A 20,938-nucleotide genomic window follows, 5' to 3' on the forward strand; every position below is an offset into this window, starting at 1 on the left:
GAGCCCTCTCCTTTCTTATAGTCTATCATCGCTGCCGAATTCGCTAGAATCATCGTCTTCTTCTATTAATTCGACTTCTTCATTATTTTCATCAAGTAATTTAACATCCAAAGATAATGATTGAAGTTCCTTAATTAAAACTTTGAATGATTCAGGAATTCCTGGTTCAGGAATATTTTCCCCTTTAATAATAGCTTCATACGTTTTAACACGACCAACAACATCATCTGATTTAACAGTTAAAATTTCTTGAAGAGTATGAGCTGCACCGTATGCTTCCAATGCCCAAACTTCCATTTCTCCAAATCTTTGACCACCAAATTGAGCTTTACCACCCAATGGTTGTTGAGTTACAAGAGAGTATGGTCCTGTTGATCTGGCGTGGATTTTTTCTGCAACCATGTGGTGTAATTTCAACATATACATGTATCCTACAGTTACTGGGTTTTCAAAATATTCTCCACTTCTACCATCTCTTAACCAAATCTTTCCTGTTTTTGGATATCCTGCTTCTTCCAAAGCATCTTCTATTTCAATATCACTTGCACCATCGAATACTGGTGTAGCAACTTTCCAACCTAATTTACTAGCTGCAAGTCCCAAGTGAACTTCAAGTACTTGTCCGATGTTCATACGGCTTGGTACCCCTAATGGGTTAAGAACTACTTGTACTGGTGTACCATCTGGTAAATATGGCATGTCTTCTTCTGGCATAATTCTTGAAACGACACCCTTGTTACCGTGACGACCACACATTTTGTCACCAACCATGATTTTTCTCTTAGTAGCTACATAAACTCTAACTACCTTGTTAACACCTGGTGATAATTCGTCGCCGTTTGCTCTTGAATAAGTTTTAACATCAACAACAACACCTGATTCACCATGAGGAACTCTCAATGAAGTGTCTCTTACTTCCCTAGCTTTTTCGCCAAATATTGCTCTTAACAGTCTTTCTTCAGCAGATAATTCTGTTTCTCCTTTTGGAGTAACTTTTCCTACTAAAATATCTCCAGATTTTACTTCAGCACCAATTCTAATAATTCCTTCATCGTCTAGATTCTTTCTCATATCTTCCCCGATATTAGGAATATCTTTAGTTATTTCTTCAGCACCTAATTTTGTTTCACGAGCTTCTGATTCGTGTTCTTCTATATGAACAGATGTCAATACATCATCTACAACTAATTTTTCGTTTAATAACATCGCATCTTCGTAGTTGTATCCTTCCCAAGTCATGAATGCGATAAGAATGTTCTTTCCTAAAGCCATTTCTCCCATTCTAGTACTTGGACCGTCTGCGATTATATCATCAACATCAACCTTGTCACCTTTGTTTACAATAGGTCTTTGGTTGAAAGTTGTACCTTGGTTTGCTTTTTTAAATTTACGAATAGTGTACTTGTCAACTTTTCTATTTTCATCACGAGTGATTTCTATCATATCAGAAGAAACTTTTGTAACTGTACCTTTGTGTTTAGCTTTAACTACAACACCAGAATCCTTAGCAGCTTTGTGTTCAATTCCAGTACCAATAATTGGCGCTTGAGTTGCCAACAATGGAACTGCTTGTCTTTGCATGTTTGAACCCATCAACGCACGAGTAGCATCGTCGTTTTCCAAGAAAGGAATCATCGCTGTACCTACAGATACGATTTGTTGCGGACTAACGTCCATGTAGTCGATAAGTTCTCTTGGATAAATATCATTTTCGCCGTTGATACCACGACCAGAAACTCTTTCATTTACAAATCTAGAGTTTTCATCCAATGGTTCGTTCGCTTGAGCAATTATATATTTATCTTCTTCATCAGCTGTCAAATAAACAATATCTTCTGTAACTTCTCCAGTTTCTTTGTCTACGCGTCTGTATGGAGTTTCTAAGAATCCATACTCATTAGTTGTAGAATAAGTTGTCATAGAAGTTATAAGACCGATATTTGGTCCTTCTGGTGTTTCTATCGGACAGATTCTGCCGTAGTGAGAGTCGTGAACGTCACGCACTTCAACCCCTGCTCTATCTCTAGATAAACCACCTGGTCCCAAAGCTGATAATCTTCTCTTGTGAGTAAGTTCTGCCAATGGGTTTGTTTGTTCCATGAATTGTGACAACTGACTTGAACCAAAAAATTCTTTGATTGCAGCTGTAACAGGACGAACGTTGATTAATGATTGTGGAGTTGCCAAGTCTGGATCTTGTGTGCTCATTCTTTCTCTTACAACTCTTTCCATTCTTGATAAACCAATTCTGAATTGATTTTGCAACAATTCACCAATAGTTCTTACACGTCTGTTACCTAAGTGATCGATATCATCAGTTGAACCAATTCCAAAGAATAAATTGAATTCATAGTTAATTGATGCCAAAATGTCTGAATGGATTATATGAATTGGAGATAATTGATGAACATTTTCTTCAATCGCTCTTCTAATTGATTTTTCGTCATCATTTTCTTCCAAGATTTTTTCCATAATAGGATAATAAACTTTTTCTGACAAATTCAAATCAGATAAATCCATATCCAAGCCAAAACTATCCAAATCGACAAAGTGGTTACCAATAACACGAACGCTTTGACCTTCGTGTCCGATAACATCAACAACATTTATACCTGCGTTTTCGATTTCGATTGCCATTTCTTCAGTAATCAAATCTCCTGCAGTAGCTAAAATTTCTCCAGTTGATGTATCCACAATATCTTCTTTTGCTTTTTGATTAGTAATTCTATCTCTCAAAGATAATTTTTTATTGAATTTGTAACGTCCTACCTTTGCTAAGTCGTATCTTCTACTGTCGAAGAACATATTATTAATCAAAGGTTCTGCACTTTCTAAAGATGCAGGATCTCCCGGTTTTAATTTCTTATAAATTTCAATTAAAGCACTTTCTCTATCTTTTGAAATTTCTTTTTCGAGAGTTTTTCTTAAAATTTCAGAATCTCCCATAGCTTCAATTATTTCATCATCAGTGTCAAATAATAAAGCTCTAAGTAATGTAGTAACAGGTAATTTTCTAGTTCTGTCGATTCTAATATTCACTACACCACTTGCATCAGTATCCATTTCTAACCAAGCACCTCTGTTTGGAATAACTGTAGATGCAAAGTTACTGTTACCTGATTTGTCAATTTCTTCGGCGAAGTAAACACCAGGACTTCTTACAAGTTGGCTTACAATTACCCTTTCAGCACCATTGATGATAAATGTACCACTGTCTGTCATCAAAGGGAAATCACCCATAAAAACTTCTTGTTCTTTTACTTCTTCTGTGTCGGTGTTAATTAATCTTACTTTCACTTTTAACGGGCAAGAATAGTTAGTATCTCTGTCTTTTGCCTCTTGGATTGTATATTTTGGATTTTCCTCAAAATAATAATCCACAAATTCCAAAACAAGACTTCCCGCATAATCTTTTATAGGACTAATATCTTCAAAAACTTCCTTGATACCTTTTTTTACAAACCAATCAAAACTGTCAGTTTGAATGCCAATAAGATTTGGAAGTCCCAAAACATTTTTGTTCCTAGAAAAGCTAACTCTGTCCGTTACTCCATACTTTTCAGTATGCATATACTTCACCCCTTATACTATCTTAAACTCCTAAATAATCTACTTTATAGCATAATTATCCATTTTTATACTGTATCTTAGAATTATATAACAACAGTTTTATTTTGTCAATTATTTTTTATTAAATTTCGGCTATTTTTCATATTTAAAATTAAAAAAACTCACAAAACAAAAAATCATTTTGTGAGTTAAATTTATTTCGTAATTTTTATTATTGTTTTCAATACTCCATTAGAAATTAATTTGAAATAAATGAGGCAATCTTTTTCTAATTTATAAATCTCTACACTTTCATCTAATTTAAGTTCTTTTTTATATACAACTTCCACTTTCTTGATTGTATCATCGTCCAGATAATTTTCAATCCATTCGATATATCTAGCGTTGTTTGCGTGATAATTGTAGTCTATATCCGTTTTTCTTACAGTGTATTCGCCACACTTTTTATAATCGCCGTCTATTAGTTCCAAATCCTTTTCTACAATGTCATAACCATCTTCTCTTCCGTAAATCACTCCAAGTTCATCACTTATTCTCATAGGAAGCTTCTTTTCAGGATTAACAAGCAGCCATTTTGTTTTAGCTCTTACAATTAATTCACCATTTCTAAAAACATCGTAGTTACGAAAAGCGTAGAATTTTCTAGTATAAGTATGGTAAGTTTGAATTGTCAAATCGTCAAATCTTTCAGGCATGTTATGTATATCAACATCCCATTGATATATAATCCAACTTCCATTCAAATCTTTTAGTTGTTCTTTGAGTATTTCTTCTTGTTTAATAGAACATTCAAGCATATAATCGAATAACTTGTTCAATCTGATTTTTGAATTTATCCCACAAAACACGTTCATAACTTTCGTATTTAAACTAACTTTCATATTACTCCTCTCTTAAATAATAGCTTTCTCCCATGATAGATTTTTTCTTGGTAATATATCCATCATTGCTAAGCTTATTTAATTTGTTTTCCAAATCACTGACACTCAGTTTTATATTGTGTCTTTCTTCGATTATCTTACAAATCCTAAATAAATCAAGAGTTATTGGAAATACATTGTCTTCTTTTAACATTTTAAATAATTCCATATCCGATTCATTTTTCTTTTGAACATTTATTTCCAGCATTCGATACATTTCATCAAAAGGATTTTTGAATTTCGGTTGTGTAGTGTATGCTAGTCTTATCCTTGCAAACAACGTTTTTCCGATTTGAGCTTGGGAAATGAATACATCACCATTTGATAGATATGGAAGTCTTCGTATTTCTTCAGATGACAAATCAGTTTCTTTTCTGATGGCTTCAAGGTCCTTTTCGGTTGATATTCTGAAAATAAATTTTGTGGACAACTGTGCAATTGTAGTCTGTTCGATAGCTGCCATTCTTTGGGAAGCTAGTATGAGAAAAACTCCGTATTTTCTACCTTCTTGTGCGATTTCCTTGATAATTCTTCGTGTTACAGATATCTGGTCACTACCACAGAAGTTGTGAGCTTCATCAAAAACCATACAAATAATCGGAAAATATTCACTTGTCATTGCATCTACGTATCTTCTTCTTTTTCTATAACAAGAATTCACTGCGTACGATGCGTACAAATTTAGCATCTTTTGCGTACCTTGAATTATAACTGTTTTGCCGTCTTTTAGTGCTTCGAAAAGTTTTTGCGAAGTGTTCAAGAATATATCTGTGTTCAGTAATCTATTAAATCTCCTGATAACAGCTTGAAGTGAATCGACATTCACAAGTTGTGAAAATCTTTCATAGTATCCTGTCGCGTCATCCTCCTTATCTGATAATGCTTTGGATATTGTTGTCAAGTAATCCAAAAACGCATTCGCACTGGATTGGGTGATGGAGTCTTTGTCAAGAATAGCTTCATAAGCAGATTTCATGGATTCTGTGAGTTCTCCTTGTGTTTCTATCAAACTGATAAGCTCATATCTGCTCAAGTCAGGAAAATTAATTCCCAAATCTTCACCAACTTTTAAAACTTCAAATTTGTCAGAAAAATCAATGCCATAATTTTCAAGTGTCCTGTCTTTAAACACCATTTGGTTGTGTGGATCAAACACAATTGTTGGAACAGATTTCTTCATCAATTCTTCAATTACTACTCTTAACCCGTATGATTTACCAGATCCTGATCCACCAAAAATACCAATATGCGGATATTCAATCATGTTGTAGTAGTTAAATAAATACACCAATTCTTCTTGATCGTGGACTTTTTGATTAGAATCCATGATTTTAAGCAAATTTTTGTATTCTTCAGGACATGTTTTATAAATTTCTTCTGTGTTTTTTATAATTCCTATTTCGAGCGATTTGTCAATTGTACCAGAGTAAAATAAATGTTTAATCTCATCAAATTTCGGTTTTCTGACTGTAGATCCCGCTTCAATCGCAAATGCCGGATCGTCCATCACTCTTAATTTGTAAATGTATTTGATTCCTTCAGAAATATTGTATCCTACTGCTTGAAGTTTTAGAATTTGTTCTTTGGTTATATAAGAATCGGCGGTGTTTGACTCCATAAATTCATTAACACTGTGAGTTTCCGTGACTTGACACAAAATATCCCCTTGTTTGATATCTTCCACAATCATATACTCATTGATTCTAAGTCTATCGTATTTACTAGCCACGTAACATTCGATTTGGTCGGTCATGCCGACTACTCTAAAATCTAAATCATTCATTATATAACTCTTTTACTCCTTTGAGATCTAAATATCGATTGATACATTTCAGTATCCAAGTATTTCTTCGCCAAAATTTCAGCTTGTTTGTTGTCAATCCTTGTTTTCTTGTCGACCAAATCCAACAAAAACGGCACTCCTCTTGTATTTTCATCGGACAGTGTAAGCACGAAAGAAATTATTTCATCAAAATCATCCATGTTTTGCGATGGAATGTCGATAGCTATTACGCAAGGATCCTTAGATGTTCTTATAAAAGCTTGTTCTATATCGTACTCTTTTTTTCTAGATTTATGCTCATTTACTACAAAACCTTCATTCATATCTAATACATTGAACAAAGCTTCTCTATCGAAAAGCATACCCACATTAACTCCATTTTCGTTAAATGTGTTCATGATAATTTTCGTGTTGATTTCTTCGACAACTCCAACTAAAATAACACCTTTCTCATCACAAAGTTCGACCAAATCATTGTATAAATCTTCCGCTTCAAGGCAATATCTCATTAAAGTTCCATCCATCATAAGTATTTTTATATCATGATTTTTTACAGCTTCGATCGCTACAGCAAGTTCTGTAGCACACAATTTTTCCTTTGAGATTTGGAATTGATCGCGTTCTGAAAATTCATCCACCAACGGACACAAAATATCCGCCTTAACCAACGGTTCTTGATCAGAGCTTAGAAGAGCCATCGACTGAAAAAACTCCACATAGTTCGGATAATTTGCACCGATTCTATTAACTGAGCCATCTACAACGCAAATACATCCATCTTGCTTAATTTCTTTTAGCTTGTCAACACTAAATCTTTCATAAAATTTGATTTTGCCAATTTTATTATTAATTAAATCCCTTACATCTTTCCTACTTAATTTAGAGACATTTTTTCGATTTTTAAGTCTCTCATTTAAATGAGAGACTTCATCTATTAAATCTTTTGAAATCATAATTCTAAGCTCTCTTTGTAAACATCATTTTTCTTCAAACCGTAAACATCGCTGACGATTTTCACTGCTTGTTTTTTTGACATTCCATCGTTGATAAGTTCTGTGAGTTTTTCTTTTACATCTATATCTTCATTTTCTTCGATGAGCTTGTCGATTACAATTACAAATTCACCTTTTACAGTTTCATTTTTTAACATTTCGATAACTTCAGCACATGTCCCTTTCATAACGGACTCGTGAATTTTGGTAAGCTCTCTTAAAACACAAATTTTTCTATCTCCCAAAAACTCGCTGAGTTCTTCAACTGTCGCTTCAACTCTGTGAACCGATTCGTATATTATTGTAGTCATCGTTGCATTTTTGATTTGGTCGTAAAACTTATTTTTCTCAGCATTTTTTCTTGGCACGAATCCCAAGAATGCAAATTGCAAACTATCGAATCCACTTCTAACCAAAGCAGTTATTGCAGCACTTGCCCCCGGTAATACTTCAATATCGATATCTCGATCAATCGCCTTTTCTAGTAAAATTTGTCCTGGATCACTAATAGAAGGCATTCCCGCATCACTTACTACTGCGCAATTTATATTTTCCAACAAAATTTTGTCAATAATTTCTTCTGATCTGCTTTGTTCGTTGTGCTTGTGATAACTCACAAGAGGTGTTTTAATGTCGTAATAATTCAGTAATTTCGATGTATTTCTGGTATCTTCACAATAAATTACATCCACATTTTTCAAAACGTCCAACGACCTCAAAGTCATATCTGCCAAGTTTCCAATTGGAGTTGGCACAACGTAAATTTTAGACTTCTGTAATTCCATATATATTCATCACTTCTTCCGTGTAGTCTTCATCATTATAAATAATCAGATTTTTCTCAAAAGTTAAGAATGGTTTCTGATTTTTCACAAATTGTATCATCACGAGATTGGGCTTATCGTCAATTCTCGATTGCACAAACCTAATTCTCTTTGCTTCCATATTATGTTTTCTACTAATACTTAATAAATCGACCAATCTCTCGCATCTATTTATCATAAATAAAGATCTATTAGATTTGAGTTTCAACTTTGCAAATTCAAATAAATCTTCCAATTTCATCTCATTATCGTATCTCGATGTGTGAAAATTAGTATTCTTATTAGAAATACCGTGACCATTTTTTTGATAAGGTGGGTTAACTATTATGTTGTCTATTGAATCGTTTTTGATGTCGACATTTTTGAAATCGTCATTAATAACATAGGCGTTATGTAAATTATTAATCTCAATAGTTTCTTCCAGCATATCTGCAACATCTTTTTGAATTTCAATTCCAATGCATTTTGATAAATTGTACAAAGCCATACATCTCAACATCAATATCCCTGTCCCGCAACCAATATCTATAAGATTGGTGTTCTTTTTCATTTTCGCAAAATCTGTAAGGAGGATGGAGTCAATCGTAAAAGAAAATTTTTCATCATCAGCAATTATTTTTAAATCGGTTTTTGGTATAAAATGTTCTCTTTTCATATTAAAAAAATAGACCACTCAAAAATGAGTAGTCTAATTCTCCCCTAAAATTAGCAGTCTTGATGTGGAGCATCTACTGGACATACGTCAGCACAAGAACCACAATCGATACATGCGTCTTGATCAATTGTATAAATGTCCCCTTCAGAAATACAATCTACTGGACATTCAGGTTTACATTGTCCGCAAGCGATACAATCGTCAGAAATTTTATAAGCCATATTGCTTTACCCCCTTGTAATTTTAGAGCGTATTATGTATTTATGCTCTACAATCATTATTACACACTATTAGAATAAATGCAAGTGGTTTAATGACATTTATGATTACATCCACCGCACTTATTAAAATCAATTAATTCGTCTACATTTACTTGGATTAATTCTTCTGTTTCATCCTCTGTCATCACTTTTACTTTCACAGATTCCAAAAGAGTATTAGTTTCAGTCACAACTCCTTCTCCCATCTCAGTAGTAACTTTTTGACCAACGTGTGGCATTTTCTTTAATTTGCACTCATAACCTTCTTGCTCATAATTCAAGCAACACATAAGTCTTCCACAAAGCCCACTGATTTTTGAAGGATTAAGCGATAGCGATTGGTCTTTTGCCATTTTGATACTAACTGGATTGAAATTTCTCATATATCTGTTACAACAACATCTTTGACCACAAGGGCCAATTCCTCCTGCAATCTTTGCTTGATCTCTCACTCCAATTTGTCTCAATTCTATTCTGATTCTAAAAATTCTGGCTAATTCTTTTACTAATTCTCTAAAATCAACTCTTTCATCTGAAGTAAAATAAAAAATAACCTTATTGTTATCAAATGTATATTCACAGTCCACTAATTTCATATCCAAACCGAATTCTTTTACTTTTTCTTTGCAGACTTCGATGGATTCCTTAGCTTTCTTCTTATTTTCCATATAAATATAATCATCTGCACTATCAGCCAATCTTATGATAGGTTTCAAATCAGACGATAATTCTTTTTCGTTTATTTCAAAATTTTCTTTTACAACAACTCCATACTCAATACCACGAGCAGTCTCCACAATTACGTGATCACCTAGTTTGTATTTAAGATTATTGGAATCGAAGTAATACACTTTACCAGCTTGTCTAAAACTAACACCAGTTACATCAAGCATAGTTTTCCTCCATTATATACAATAAAAGCTCTTCCATAGAAAGCTCAAAATTCGCATTAACTTTAAAATATCCCCTTACAGACTCAATCTTGTCCAAAGTATCTACTATGATTCTCTCATTAGCCTTTGGATATTTCCTGTACAATTTCACGAAATCTTTGTTCAAAAAAGACCCGTCCCTAGTCTTCACAAATTTCAAAAACGACGAATAAAACTCCATCAAAAAATCAAATAACACATCAGTTTCTTTTTGAAAATTGGACAAATATTCTTTCGAATCCAGCATCGTCATAAGATTTTGTCCCATAGATTTATCCAAGATATCCAAAATTTGAGAGTAATCAAATTCTTCATTTTCTCTTTCACTTAGATAATTAATTACTTGGCATCTGGAAATAATAGTTTTTAGAAGTTTATTCTTATTGTCTGTAAGTAATATAAAATACACAAAAGGCTTTGGCTCTTCCAAATTTTTTAAAAGAGCATTTGAAGCCTCTGTTCTCATCAAATCAGCCTGTTTTATCAACACGACCTTGTTATTAGATTCAAAAGGCTTTGTGGATACAAATTTTGCAATATCTCTAATTTTGTCTATGGTTATAGAATTTTTCTCAGGTTCTATTACCAACAAATCGGATAACTTATCCCTATCAAACTTCAACTTCAAATTTGAGTTACTAACAAGCAAATTGTATATCAAAGCCTCAGCATCATAATTTATTTCATTTAAATTCTCACCATATAGTAAATATTGGTTAGAAACTTTATTATTATTGACTTGATTTATCAAAGTTTTGTTTTTCGGTAACATTAAAACTTTTTAAAATCCTCTAAATCCATAACGAAAATATTAGCCTTTGATTCATTATCAGATTCAATATCATTTTCGTCACATACTTTTTTAATCAAATCTAAAATAGATTGTTCTTTTTCTACATCAGTACCAATCAACATCGTAGTGTTTCCTTTTTTCAAAAATCCACCTGTTGATGATAATTTTGTAGAAGATATTTTATTCTCCAACAATTCTTTTGAAAGAATATGACTCAAGTCATCTTCCATAATTACAACTATAAGTTTCATAAAATCACCTAAAATCTCAAATACTTATCTACTTCTAGTAAAAATACAGTAGCTCCACCTACCATAACCTCTACAGGATATGATATGTAGTTAGTTCCTGGCATACTAACAGAAAGCATTGAAGTTGTAGTTTCTCTTGATTTGCAATCATTTTCAATGATTTCCAAACATTTATCTACATTTTCATCTTCAGTACCTATTAATAAAGTACTATTTCCTGTCTTCAAAAATCCGCCAGTTGAAGCCAACTTTGTAATTCTAAAACCAGCTTCAGTAAGGTCTGCATTTAAATTATATACATCTTGATCTTGAACAATTGCAACAACTAGTTTCATAAAACATTTCTCCTTTTTAAAACTTTTATACATTGACTAAATACGTCTTCTACAGATTGAGTTGCATCAATAATTTCTACATTCTTTTCAGAATTTAGAATCTCTTTATATCCATTATATACCCTTTCATGGAAATTATTACCCTCTTTTTCAAGTCTATCTGCTGTATCCAAAGAAGATTTTCTCTTCAAAGTAGTAATAGGATCAACATCGAAAAACAAAACGAAATCAGGAAACACTCCATTTATAGCAAATTCGTTAATCTTTCTAACATTTTCAATTCCCAAATCTCTTCCTACACCTTGATATGCAAGAGAAGATATGAGAAATCTATCACACAAAACAATTTTATTTTCGTTTAACGCGGGAAGAATTGTTTCTTCAACATGTTGCGCCCTAGAAGCTGCATATAACAAAGCTTCTGTCCTGTAACCCATTTTGGTGTTTTCAGTATCAAGTATCAAATTTCTGATCTTTTCAGCAATGGGACTTCCCCCAGGTTCTCTAGTTTTAATTACATCGTAATTATTTTCGATTAAATAATCGTAAACTTTTTGAATTATGGTTGATTTCCCACTGCCATCTGGACCTTCAAAAGTAATAAACATATTTTATCCTATAAAAAAAGCGAGTTAACTCGCTTTATTTTTTCTATTTTATTATTCTGCGTCTTCTTCTTCAGTTTCGCCAACTGTTGGAACATCTGCAGATACTTCAGCATCATCATCTTCAATTACTTCTTCTTTTGGTTCAGATAATGAACATACTGCTTCTGTTTCTTCGTTAAGAACTTTTATATCAGCATTTTTGAATACATCCAAGTCTTTTACTTCGAAAGTATCACCAATTTGCATATCTACAACTGATACAACAGCTTCGTTTGGTAAGTTCTTTGGTAAACATTCGATTTCGATTTCGTCTAGTAATTGCATCAATACTGATGGTTGAACTCTGATTTCATCTCTTCCTTCTAATACAACAGGAATAGTGAAGTTTGCAACTTCTCCCATTTTAATCGCTTTGAAATCAACGTGAACATATTGATTTTTGAATGGGTGTTTTTGAACTTCTCTGATAATTACAGTGTGATCTTCTCCATCAACTTTAACATCGATTAAGCTTGAAGTTCCCGCCATTAAGTGAACTTTTCTTAATTCTTTTTCATCAACACATACATTAATTGGTTCTAAGTCTTTTCCGTAAATAACTCCTGGAACCATTTCTTTTACTCTTAATTTTCTAACTGCATTTGAGCCAACTTCGTCTCTTTTTTGCATATCTAATTTATAGTTAGTCATTTATTTTCCTCCTAAGTAATCTAAAATCTCTATTAATTATACCAAATAAGTGATTTCTTCGCAACAAATTTAATATTTTAGTTAGATTAAATGACAAAATAATATAAAAATAGAATTACCAATCCTGGAATACCTAAAATACCAGCGATTAACATATCAACCAAATTATACGGAATATGAAGATTGAAAAAGCTTAAGAAAATATTTAAAATAAAAATTCCCACAAAACCAGAAAGTGCATGCATTCCCAATTTAAAAGAAATTTTAAAAAATAACGCCAAAATTGCAACGCTAATTAAAACAATAATAATTGTAGCTGCGCTCATTAAAATCAACTCCTCTTGTTTATTTAAATAATTTTTTGGGTATAAACCATTTGAATGAAAATGAAATTATAAGGAGGTCTATAACATGGACAAAAGACAAGAAACAACATTTGCAAACAACCCTGTAACATTATTAGGAACTAAAGTAAACGTAGGTGATAAAGCTCAAGATTTCACTTGCTTAAATGCAGAATTAAAACCAGTAAAATTATCTGATTACGATGGAAAGAAAAAATTAATTTCTGTAGTACCATCAATCGATACTGGCGTATGTGAATTCCAAACAAAAGAATTCAACAAAAAAGCTAGTGAATTTGACAACACAATTATATTTACAATTAGCTGTGATTTACCATTTGCACAATCAAGATTCTGTGCAGCTGAAGGAATCGACAACCTTATAGTCCTAAGCGATCACAAAGATTTGGATTTTGGTTTGAAATATGGTTTCGTAATGGAAGAATTCCGTCTTCTTAACAGAGGTATTGTAATCCTAGACGAAAACAACGAAGTTAAATACGTTGAATACGTACAAGAAAATACAAATCACCCTGATTACGATAAAGCTATAGAAGCCTTAAAATCACTTTAATAAATTATATCACACAAAAATAACCGAAAATTTTCGAAATGTATACAATATGATTACATTTTAAACAAAGCCTCACATAAGTGGGGCTTATTTTCTTCATAAAAATAAGTCTAACCCCATTTGAGATTAGACTTATTACAAGTTATTTGATTTTTGAATTATTTAAGCATATCCAAAATATATTCTTTTTCCACTAAACCAACTGTAGATTTTATGATTTCTCCATCTTCAAATACCAAAATTGTAGGAATACTCATTACTTTGTATTTTCTAGAGATTTCTTGTGCTCCATCTACATTTAATTTACAGATTTTGATGTTTTCGTCTTTGTTTTCTTCATCAATTTCTTCAATTATTGGAGCAAGTCCTTGGCATGGTCCACACCAATCTGCATAGAAATCTACTAAAATTTTGCCTTTTGCTTGGATTACTTCTTCATCAAAGTTTTCATTGTTTAAATAAATCATATTTCACCTCTAATTATTGTTATCATTGTTGTCGTTATTTCTGTCGTTTTTATTATTATCTTGTCCATCATCTTCAGAATTTTGATTGTTTCTCTTTTTGTCAGAATTTTCTGAGTTTTCGTTATCAGAATTATCTCTGTTATTATTTGAGTTTTCACTATCCGATTTTCTCTCAGAGTTTTCTTCAGAGTTTGATGGTTCTTTTTCTTCGTTGTTTTGTTTGTCGCTATCTTCTTTGTTGTTGTCTGTGTTTGTTACATTTTCATCAGCAACTTTAAGGTATTCTTCCAATGTCAAATTTTGGTCGTGAAGGATTTTCGCTAAATCAATTCCAACATATCTGAAGTGCCATGGAGCAAAGCTTAATCCTGTAGTATCTTTCTTTCCTTCAGGATATCTCAATACGAAACCGTATTTATAAGCATTGTCCATCAACCACTTGTATTCTTTTGATTTTGAGAAATCTAATTTGTATTTAAGTGTGTAATCTTCTCCTATCAAATCATATGCTAGACCTGTTTGATGTTCAGAAGTACCAGCTTTTACGAATTTTACATCTTCTACATCTTCTAACTTAGATTGTTGTTCGAATGATCTATAATCACTCACGCTTCTTAATATTACACCGTCTTTGTTTGCATCATTAACCATTAAAGTAAATGATTTACGAGCATCTTCATCAATTCCTGGATCGTAATCTGATGGCAATGTGTAGTCACTGTTTACAATCAAAACGCCTTTTATTACTTTGAATTGATTTTTGTTTTCTATATCTGACAAATCAGATTTTAAAATGTATCCTTTTTTGCCGTTATACACAACGTATGAAAAATCTCCTTGATCTGAATAATACTTTACATAAGCATTGTTAGGAATTTGTTCAAGAACAGTGGATATTTTTTCGCTCTTTTCATACAAATTAGTCATTTTATTTGTCTTTGAGAACTTAACTAATGATTGAACAACTGGTTGTGGTTTTACTGGTGTTTGGTTAGTGATTGTTGTTTGTTGTTTTGGTTTTGCGTTATTTTTATTTGTAACCTTTTTAACAGCAAAAATTATTAAAAGTATCAAAACTATTGCCACGATTGCGGAAATAATTCTTCTTCTTCTCAGTTTTTTCTTTCTAGCTATTCTTTTTTGTCTAGCTATTCTCTTTCTTTCCATTTCAACCATTTCTGGAGTCAAAACTATTGTTTTGCCCATATCTTGTTCATGATTGTAACTATTTCTTTGTTTTCTCATTTCTCTACGATTTTTTTCGGCGTTTTTCTTTCTGCGTCTCATTTCGCTTTCTGAAACTCTTCCGCTTGAAAAATCGTATTTTTTATTAATATCACTGTAACTTGATTTTCTTTTATTGTCAGCCATATTCCACCTCTTTTATTGATGTTCTACATCCGGAGTATAATTTGGTACGATTTTTTGCAATTGTTCAACAATTACTAACTTTGAGTTTTGTTCTGTAGTTTTCTTCAAATCTACTAAGTCGTTAGATAATTTTTCTATATCGTGAACCACCGGTTCTTCTACAAATATCATATCATATTTTGTCTTACTTATATTATTAGCTTCAATCAAAGTTTCTTCGTAAAGTTTTTCTCCAGGTCTAAGTCCCGTAAATTCTATCTTGATGTCTTTGTCCAATTCCAAGCCTGATAATTTTATCAATTTTTTAGCCAAATCTACGATTTTTACAGGATCTCCCATATCTAATACAAATATTTCTCCACCTTCTGCCATTGCTCCTGCTTGCATAACAAGTTGACAAGCTTCAGGGATTGTCATGAAATATCTGATAATATCTTTGTGAGTAACAGTAACTGGTCCTCCTTCTTGAATTTGTTTTTTGAATAGAGGAATTACTGAACCATTTGATCCAAGCACGTTTCCAAATCTAACTGCCACATACTCTGTTTTAGAATTTTGATTTTTAGATTGTACTAATAGCTCACAAATTCTCTTGGTGCAACCCATTACAGATGTCGGATTGACCGCCTTATCTGTAGAAATTAATACGAATTTCTTGACGTTATGAATATCGCAACAATCGATTATATTCTTTGTACCAAATACGTTGTTAAGAACTGCTGCTTGTGGTGAATGTTCCATCAAAGGAACGTGTTTGTGAGCTGCTGCGTGGAATACAACATCTGGTTTGTGAATTCCAAATATCGCATTCATTCTATCGAAGTTTCTTATCGATTCGATAATAACATCGATTGGTGCGTTAGGATCATTTCTCAATATTTCATTTTGTATATCATAAGTAGTGTTTTCATAGATATCAATCATCACCAATTTTCTTGGTTTATACTTTAATATTTGTCTACAAAGTTCACTACCAATTGATCCACCAGCACCGGTTACCATTACGACTTTATCGTTCAAAAACTCATTAAGGATTTCTTTATCCAATACTACTTGGTCACGTCCAAGTAAATCTTCGATTTGAACATCTCTTAAATCTTTCAAATCAACCTTGGAATCTATAAATTCATAATAGCCAGGCATTATTTTCACTTTTGCATTAAGCTTTTCGCATTCATTAAGAATTTGTTTCTTACGATCTGAATCTATTGTTGGTATTGCAAGTATAATTTCTTCAACGTTGTACTCATGTGCCTTTTTGACAATATCACTTGTGTCACCAACAACAGGAACCGACGAAATACTTTTGTTTATTTTCGTATTATCATCGTCGATTATACACACAGGTTTTGATTTCATTTCAGGGTGATTTAGCATTTCACGTACAACCAAAACTCCAGCAGCACCAGCTCCAATTATCATTGAATTAACTTGCCCTTCGATAGTTTGTTCGACAGCTGATTTTTTATCTGTTTGAGTTCTTGCAATCATACGAACTATTAAAATTAATACAACTTCAAAAACAAGAGCAATCAAAAAACTTGATCTTGGAAGAGTTGATTTTACTAAAATTAAAAACAACGAAGAGCCAACACTTGCAATAGCAGTGTACACACCAGCTTTTAGGTAATCTTCAAAAGTTGCATATCTCCACATTACCTTGTACATTTTGAAAATAAAAAGTATCAAAATTTGTATTATTGTAACTACAGCTGCGTATTTAAGATAGTAACTCATGTATCTTGACGGTACTTGTCCGTCAAATCTTAAAAGCAAGCCTACAACATACGATATATTAATGATTACAGCATCCAAAATTCCCAATACTATATTTCTGTATTTATTCATTTTAACTCCTTTTACAAATATTACTTATCGTATTCATTATACCATAAATACAAGATAAAAATATTCACAAAAATCACTTTTAACGTTTAAATCTCAACTCTCCAATTAAAATCATCTTTAATCTTTCCAAATTGTAAATCAGTCAACGTTTCATAAACATGAAGGCTAATTTTTCCGATTTGACCGTCGTTAACAACCATTTCATATTCATCATACAATAACTTTCCAACTGGGCTTATAACAGCTGCAGTTCCTGTACCGAATATTTCCAGAAGCTCTCCATTTTTGTAATAATCCACGATATCGTCAATGGAAATTCTTTCTTCGGAAACTTCCATTCCTTCGTGTCCAAGTAATTCAATAACAGATTTTCTAGTTATTCCTTCCAAAATACTTCCGTTAATCATCGGAGTTATAACTTTATCCTTTAGTACAAAGAATATATTCATCGCACCAACTTCTTCGATGTATTTTCTTTCTACACCGTCTAACCATAAAACTTGTGAATAACCTCTGTCGTGAGCAATATCTTGACTTTTCATACTAGCAGCATAATTTCCACCAGTTTTCGCCATTCCCATTCCGCCTCTTACAGCTCTTACATAATCTTTTTCAACATAAATGCTAACAGGACTCAAACCATTTTTGTAATAAGATCCACTTGGAGAAGCTATTATGATAAGTTTGTATTCATTACTAACTTTTACTCCCAATTGTGCATCAGTTGCTATTATAAAAGGCCTGATATACAATGAGCAACCTTCGTCTTCAGGTATCCAATCTCTTTCCAAATCGACAAATTTGTACAAATATTCTAATACTTTTTTTTCATCGATTTGTGGAATGCACAATCTGTCATTACTTTTATTTAATCTTTTTAAATTTTCTAATGGTCTAAACAAATATACTTTTCCATTGTTTTTATAAGCTTTCATTCCTTCAAAAACAGTTTGTCCGTAATGAAAGACCATAGAAGAAGGATCAAGACAAATATCTTGGTAAGGGACGATTCTTTCATCGTGCCAACCATTTTCTTTGTCATAATCTATTATTAACATGTGATCTGTAAATAATTTACCAAATCCCAATTCTTCACTATTTGAGTATTTTTGTTTTGGTGTTGTTGTTTTTTCGATTTTTAAACTCATTTATATCTCCTTATATGTAAAAAAAGCTACCATCAAGGTAGCTTAATTTTGTCTTATTCAGCACTGTATGGTAATAGTGCAACTTGTCTAGCTTTTTTGATAGCATCAGTTATTTGTCTTTGATGTTTTGCGTTTAATCCAGTTACTCTTCTTGGTAAAATTTTACCTCTTTCGCTGATATAATTTTTAAGCATATTTACATCTTTGTAATCAATAACTTTTGTTTTATCCTTTTGGAATGGATCTATCTTTTTTCTAGGTCTAAATCTTCTTTGCATATCTTTAAAACCTCCTACTATTAGAATGGAAGTTCGTCAATATCAGTCGGAACTGCATTGTCTCCCATTCCGAAATCGTCATTACTCTTATGAATATCGTTTGAATTTTGGAAATTGTTGTTTTGGAAAGAATTATTGTTGAATGATTGGTTATTGTTGCTGTAACCTTGATAGTTACCTGAATTTGGTTGTGAATTACCCGATTCAACAAAATCAAATTGATCGACAATCACATCAGTTGTATAAATTCTTTGTCCTTGTTGGTTTTCATAAGATCCCGTTTGAATGTGACCTGTAATCGCAATTCTATTTCCTTTGTGGAAATATTGTCCAATAACTTCTGCAGTTCTTCCAAAAGCAACGCAATTGATAAAATCCGCAGTTGGTTGATTGTTGTTTTCAGCTTCCATTCTTTTTTCTTTAGATAATCTTCTATCTACAGCAACACTAAATCTAGCGTTAGCTAATTGAGTATTGGCTGAATATCTAACTTCAGGGTCTCTTGTCAATCTACCCATCAAACTAACATTATTCAAAACATTTCCTCCTCTTACGATTATTGTTCGTCAACTCTAACAACCATGTATCTAATGATTTGGTCGAATAATCTACATCTTCTTTCGATTTCCTTAACAAATTGTGGATCTAAATCGAAGTTTACAATATAATAATAACCTTCTTTGATGTAGTTAATTTCATAAGCTAATTTTCTTTTTCCCCAATCGTGAACTTCTTCAAGTTTACCATTTTCGTCAATTACTTGTTGAATTCTTGAGAATACAGTGTTTCTGTCTTCTTCTGATAATTCTGGCTTAAAGATTAGCACTAATTCATATTTATTCATATGACACCTCCTTGTGGTCTATTTGGCCCCTATCCGGAGCAAGGATTTACCTATATATATTACCATAATCTTTTAACATTTACAACAAATTTCCAAAATATTTTTTAGTTTTTTTGATTTGCCAGAATGGTTTTATCTATTATAATATAAATATGAAATTCATTTTAAGGAGGCATCTTATGGAAAAGAAATTTATACCAGAAGTAAAATCTAATTTGAGACACAGAATGGTACATATTCCAGAAGCAATGTACAAAGCATCTGGCATAACAGTTTTAGGAAAAAGAATAAAAACTCTTGTCTTCACAACAGACATTGCAATAATAAATAATACGAATGGTCACGCAATAATGGCAGTGTATCCTTTCACACCAACATTGGCAATCACAAATGCTATTATAATGTCTTCAAGTCTTCCAGTTTTTGCTGGAGTCGGCGGTGGAATTACATCTGGAATTAGAAGTGTAAATATGGCATTACAAGTAGAAATGTTGGGAGCATACGGAGTAATCGTAAATGCACCAATGAAAAACGAAACTATCGCTCAGATGAAAAAAGTTCTAGACATTCCTATCGTCGCTACAATCGTATCGGCATACGATGATATCGAAGGTAAAATAAACTCTGGTGCAGATATTTTAAATGTATCCGGTGGAAAGAAAACTGCATTTTTAGTTGAAGAAATCAGAAAAAAAGTTGGTTATGAATTCCCAATAATTGCAACAGGCGGTGACAATGAACAAAATGTTATCGATACGATAAATGCTGGAGCAAATGCTTTAAGTTATACTCCGCCAACATCGGGAGAAATTTTCCACAAAGTAATGGCAAATTACAGACAAGATATGAGAGAAAAGCAAGATGAGTAAAAGTATCGATACAAAAGAACTCATCAAAATTGCTTTATTCAGTGCACTAATAATAATTGGATCTTATATTATAATCCCATTATTCCCAGTTCCTATATCTTTACAAAGTTTGTTTGCGATAGCATCGGGATATTATTTGAGTAAAAAATACGCAAATATGTCAGTTTTATTGTACATTATATTAGGTCTTATTGGTCTTCCAGTTTTTGCTGGAGGAAAAGGTGGAATGCAGGCAATATTTTCACCAAGCTTTGGTTATGTAATTGGATTTTTGGCACAAACTTTTTATGTAAAATTCAAAGACCGTAACCTTTCAAGACTCAAACTTTTTATCATGTTCATGGTGTCATCACTTATAATTTACGCTTTTGGTGTGATATACATGGGAATATTTTTCAAATTATCTAATAAACAATTCGACCTATGGAAATTGTTATTCACTGGTATGATAGTCTTCTTACCTGGAGATATTTTAAAAGCATTAGTGTTTAGTTTTGTTACAAAAAGAGTAGAAAAATACATTTAAAAAAGTAGAAAAATACATTTAAAAAAGTAGAAAAATACATTTAAAAAAGTAGAAAA

General features: G+C 32.2%; 24 protein-coding genes. 3 read left to right on the forward strand and 21 right to left on the reverse strand.

Translation table 11 applies throughout. The annotated features are described in order from the left end of the window. Nucleotides 1–15: 15 nt before the first annotated feature. The 14 genes from B9N53_RS04745 to B9N53_RS04810 form a co-directional block, all read right to left on the reverse strand. Complete coding sequence (locus B9N53_RS04745) at nt 16–3,570, reverse strand: DNA-directed RNA polymerase subunit beta (RefSeq protein WP_094203910.1); 3,555 nt, start codon at nt 3,568–3,570, stop codon at nt 16–18. A gap of 194 nt (nt 3,571–3,764) precedes the next feature. Then, nucleotides 3,765–4,451, reverse strand: a complete 687-nt coding sequence (locus B9N53_RS04750; RefSeq protein ID WP_094203911.1) for an acyl-[acyl-carrier-protein] thioesterase — start codon at nt 4,449–4,451, stop codon at nt 3,765–3,767. Between the two features lies 1 nt (nt 4,452). After that, nucleotides 4,453–6,273: an ATP-binding protein gene (locus tag B9N53_RS04755; RefSeq protein WP_094203912.1), complete on the reverse strand. Its 1,821-nt coding sequence runs from the start codon at nt 6,271–6,273 to the stop codon at nt 4,453–4,455. Continuing rightward, complete coding sequence (locus B9N53_RS04760; protein WP_094203913.1) at nt 6,273–7,226, reverse strand: DNA double-strand break repair nuclease NurA; 954 nt, start codon at nt 7,224–7,226, stop codon at nt 6,273–6,275. Before B9N53_RS04760 ends, B9N53_RS04755 begins: the two co-directional genes overlap by 1 nt. Beyond that, complete coding sequence (gene rsmI / locus B9N53_RS04765) at nt 7,223–8,050, reverse strand: 16S rRNA (cytidine(1402)-2'-O)-methyltransferase (RefSeq protein WP_094203914.1); 828 nt, start codon at nt 8,048–8,050, stop codon at nt 7,223–7,225. Before rsmI ends, B9N53_RS04760 begins: the two co-directional genes overlap by 4 nt. Next, a complete protein-coding gene (locus B9N53_RS04770; protein WP_094203973.1) occupies nt 8,031–8,744 on the reverse strand; it encodes a tRNA1(Val) (adenine(37)-N6)-methyltransferase in 714 nt (237 codons plus the stop codon). Before B9N53_RS04770 ends, rsmI begins: the two co-directional genes overlap by 20 nt. Nucleotides 8,745–8,794: 50 nt before the next feature. Continuing rightward, the gene (locus B9N53_RS04775) at nt 8,795–8,965 is read right to left on the reverse strand and encodes a DUF362 domain-containing protein (protein ID WP_002835022.1); all 171 of its coding nucleotides are present in this window, start codon (nt 8,963–8,965) and stop codon (nt 8,795–8,797) included. Nucleotides 8,966–9,054: 89 nt separating this feature from the next. Continuing rightward, on the reverse strand, nt 9,055–9,897 hold the full coding sequence (locus tag B9N53_RS04780; protein ID WP_002835023.1) for a PSP1 domain-containing protein: 843 nt from the start codon (nt 9,895–9,897) through the stop codon (nt 9,055–9,057). Then, complete coding sequence (locus tag B9N53_RS04785) at nt 9,890–10,708, reverse strand: DNA polymerase III subunit delta (RefSeq protein ID WP_094203915.1); 819 nt, start codon at nt 10,706–10,708, stop codon at nt 9,890–9,892. Before B9N53_RS04785 ends, B9N53_RS04780 begins: the two co-directional genes overlap by 8 nt. Beyond that, nucleotides 10,708–10,980: a cyclic-di-AMP receptor gene (locus B9N53_RS04790; RefSeq protein WP_002835026.1), complete on the reverse strand. Its 273-nt coding sequence runs from the start codon at nt 10,978–10,980 to the stop codon at nt 10,708–10,710. The genes B9N53_RS04785 and B9N53_RS04790 overlap by 1 nt, the downstream gene beginning before the upstream one ends. Before the next feature lie 8 nt (nt 10,981–10,988). Then, nucleotides 10,989–11,315: a cyclic-di-AMP receptor gene (locus B9N53_RS04795; RefSeq protein WP_002837271.1), complete on the reverse strand. Its 327-nt coding sequence runs from the start codon at nt 11,313–11,315 to the stop codon at nt 10,989–10,991. Further along, complete coding sequence (tmk, locus tag B9N53_RS04800; RefSeq protein ID WP_094203916.1) at nt 11,312–11,923, reverse strand: dTMP kinase; 612 nt, start codon at nt 11,921–11,923, stop codon at nt 11,312–11,314. The genes B9N53_RS04795 and tmk overlap by 4 nt, the downstream gene beginning before the upstream one ends. Before the next feature lie 51 nt (nt 11,924–11,974). Continuing rightward, nucleotides 11,975–12,613, reverse strand: coding sequence for a 50S ribosomal protein L25 (locus tag B9N53_RS04805; RefSeq protein ID WP_094203917.1), 639 nt, complete (start codon nt 12,611–12,613; stop codon nt 11,975–11,977). 86 nt (nt 12,614–12,699) lie between these two features. After that, nucleotides 12,700–12,939, reverse strand: coding sequence for a pro-sigmaK processing inhibitor BofA family protein (locus B9N53_RS04810; protein ID WP_094203918.1), 240 nt, complete (start codon nt 12,937–12,939; stop codon nt 12,700–12,702). 85 nt (nt 12,940–13,024) lie between these two features. Between B9N53_RS04810 and tpx the strand changes: the two genes are divergently transcribed. Then, entirely contained in the window at nt 13,025–13,531 is a 507-nt protein-coding gene (gene tpx / locus B9N53_RS04815; protein ID WP_002835034.1) for a thiol peroxidase, read from the forward strand. 158 nt (nt 13,532–13,689) lie between these two features. Here tpx and trxA read toward each other — a convergent pair whose 3' ends face one another. The 7 genes from trxA to rpsF form a co-directional block, all read right to left on the reverse strand. Further along, the gene (gene trxA / locus B9N53_RS04820) at nt 13,690–13,998 is read right to left on the reverse strand and encodes a thioredoxin (protein ID WP_094203919.1); all 309 of its coding nucleotides are present in this window, start codon (nt 13,996–13,998) and stop codon (nt 13,690–13,692) included. A gap of 9 nt (nt 13,999–14,007) precedes the next feature. Next, nucleotides 14,008–15,369, reverse strand: a complete 1,362-nt coding sequence (locus B9N53_RS04825) for a D-alanyl-D-alanine carboxypeptidase family protein (RefSeq protein ID WP_094203920.1) — start codon at nt 15,367–15,369, stop codon at nt 14,008–14,010. A gap of 12 nt (nt 15,370–15,381) precedes the next feature. Beyond that, a complete protein-coding gene (locus B9N53_RS04830; RefSeq protein WP_094203921.1) occupies nt 15,382–17,217 on the reverse strand; it encodes a polysaccharide biosynthesis protein in 1,836 nt (611 codons plus the stop codon). Between the two features lie 86 nt (nt 17,218–17,303). Then, the gene (locus B9N53_RS04835; protein ID WP_094203922.1) at nt 17,304–18,365 is read right to left on the reverse strand and encodes a branched-chain amino acid aminotransferase; all 1,062 of its coding nucleotides are present in this window, start codon (nt 18,363–18,365) and stop codon (nt 17,304–17,306) included. 53 nt (nt 18,366–18,418) lie between these two features. After that, nucleotides 18,419–18,643 (reverse strand): 30S ribosomal protein S18, encoded by a 225-nt coding sequence (gene rpsR / locus B9N53_RS04840; RefSeq protein WP_002835041.1) that lies wholly within the window; start codon nt 18,641–18,643, stop codon nt 18,419–18,421. A gap of 20 nt (nt 18,644–18,663) precedes the next feature. Then, nucleotides 18,664–19,179: a single-stranded DNA-binding protein gene (locus tag B9N53_RS04845; protein ID WP_094203923.1), complete on the reverse strand. Its 516-nt coding sequence runs from the start codon at nt 19,177–19,179 to the stop codon at nt 18,664–18,666. A 20-nt stretch (nt 19,180–19,199) separates the two neighbouring features. Then, nucleotides 19,200–19,487: a 30S ribosomal protein S6 gene (gene rpsF / locus B9N53_RS04850; protein ID WP_002835043.1), complete on the reverse strand. Its 288-nt coding sequence runs from the start codon at nt 19,485–19,487 to the stop codon at nt 19,200–19,202. 179 nt (nt 19,488–19,666) lie between these two features. Between rpsF and B9N53_RS04855 the strand changes: the two genes are divergently transcribed. Both B9N53_RS04855 and B9N53_RS04860 read left to right on the forward strand, forming a co-directional pair. Beyond that, nucleotides 19,667–20,356, forward strand: a complete 690-nt coding sequence (locus B9N53_RS04855; RefSeq protein WP_094203924.1) for a hydrolase — start codon at nt 19,667–19,669, stop codon at nt 20,354–20,356. Further along, nucleotides 20,349–20,882 carry a biotin transporter BioY gene (locus B9N53_RS04860; protein WP_094203925.1) on the forward strand — a complete coding sequence of 178 codons (534 nt, stop codon included), beginning with the start codon at nt 20,349–20,351 and terminating at the stop codon, nt 20,880–20,882. The genes B9N53_RS04855 and B9N53_RS04860 overlap by 8 nt, the downstream gene beginning before the upstream one ends. Nucleotides 20,883–20,938 lie beyond the last annotated feature (56 nt).

The organism is Finegoldia magna, from assembly GCF_002243175.1.
GTDB lineage: Bacteria > Bacillota > Clostridia > Tissierellales > Peptoniphilaceae > Finegoldia > Finegoldia magna_J.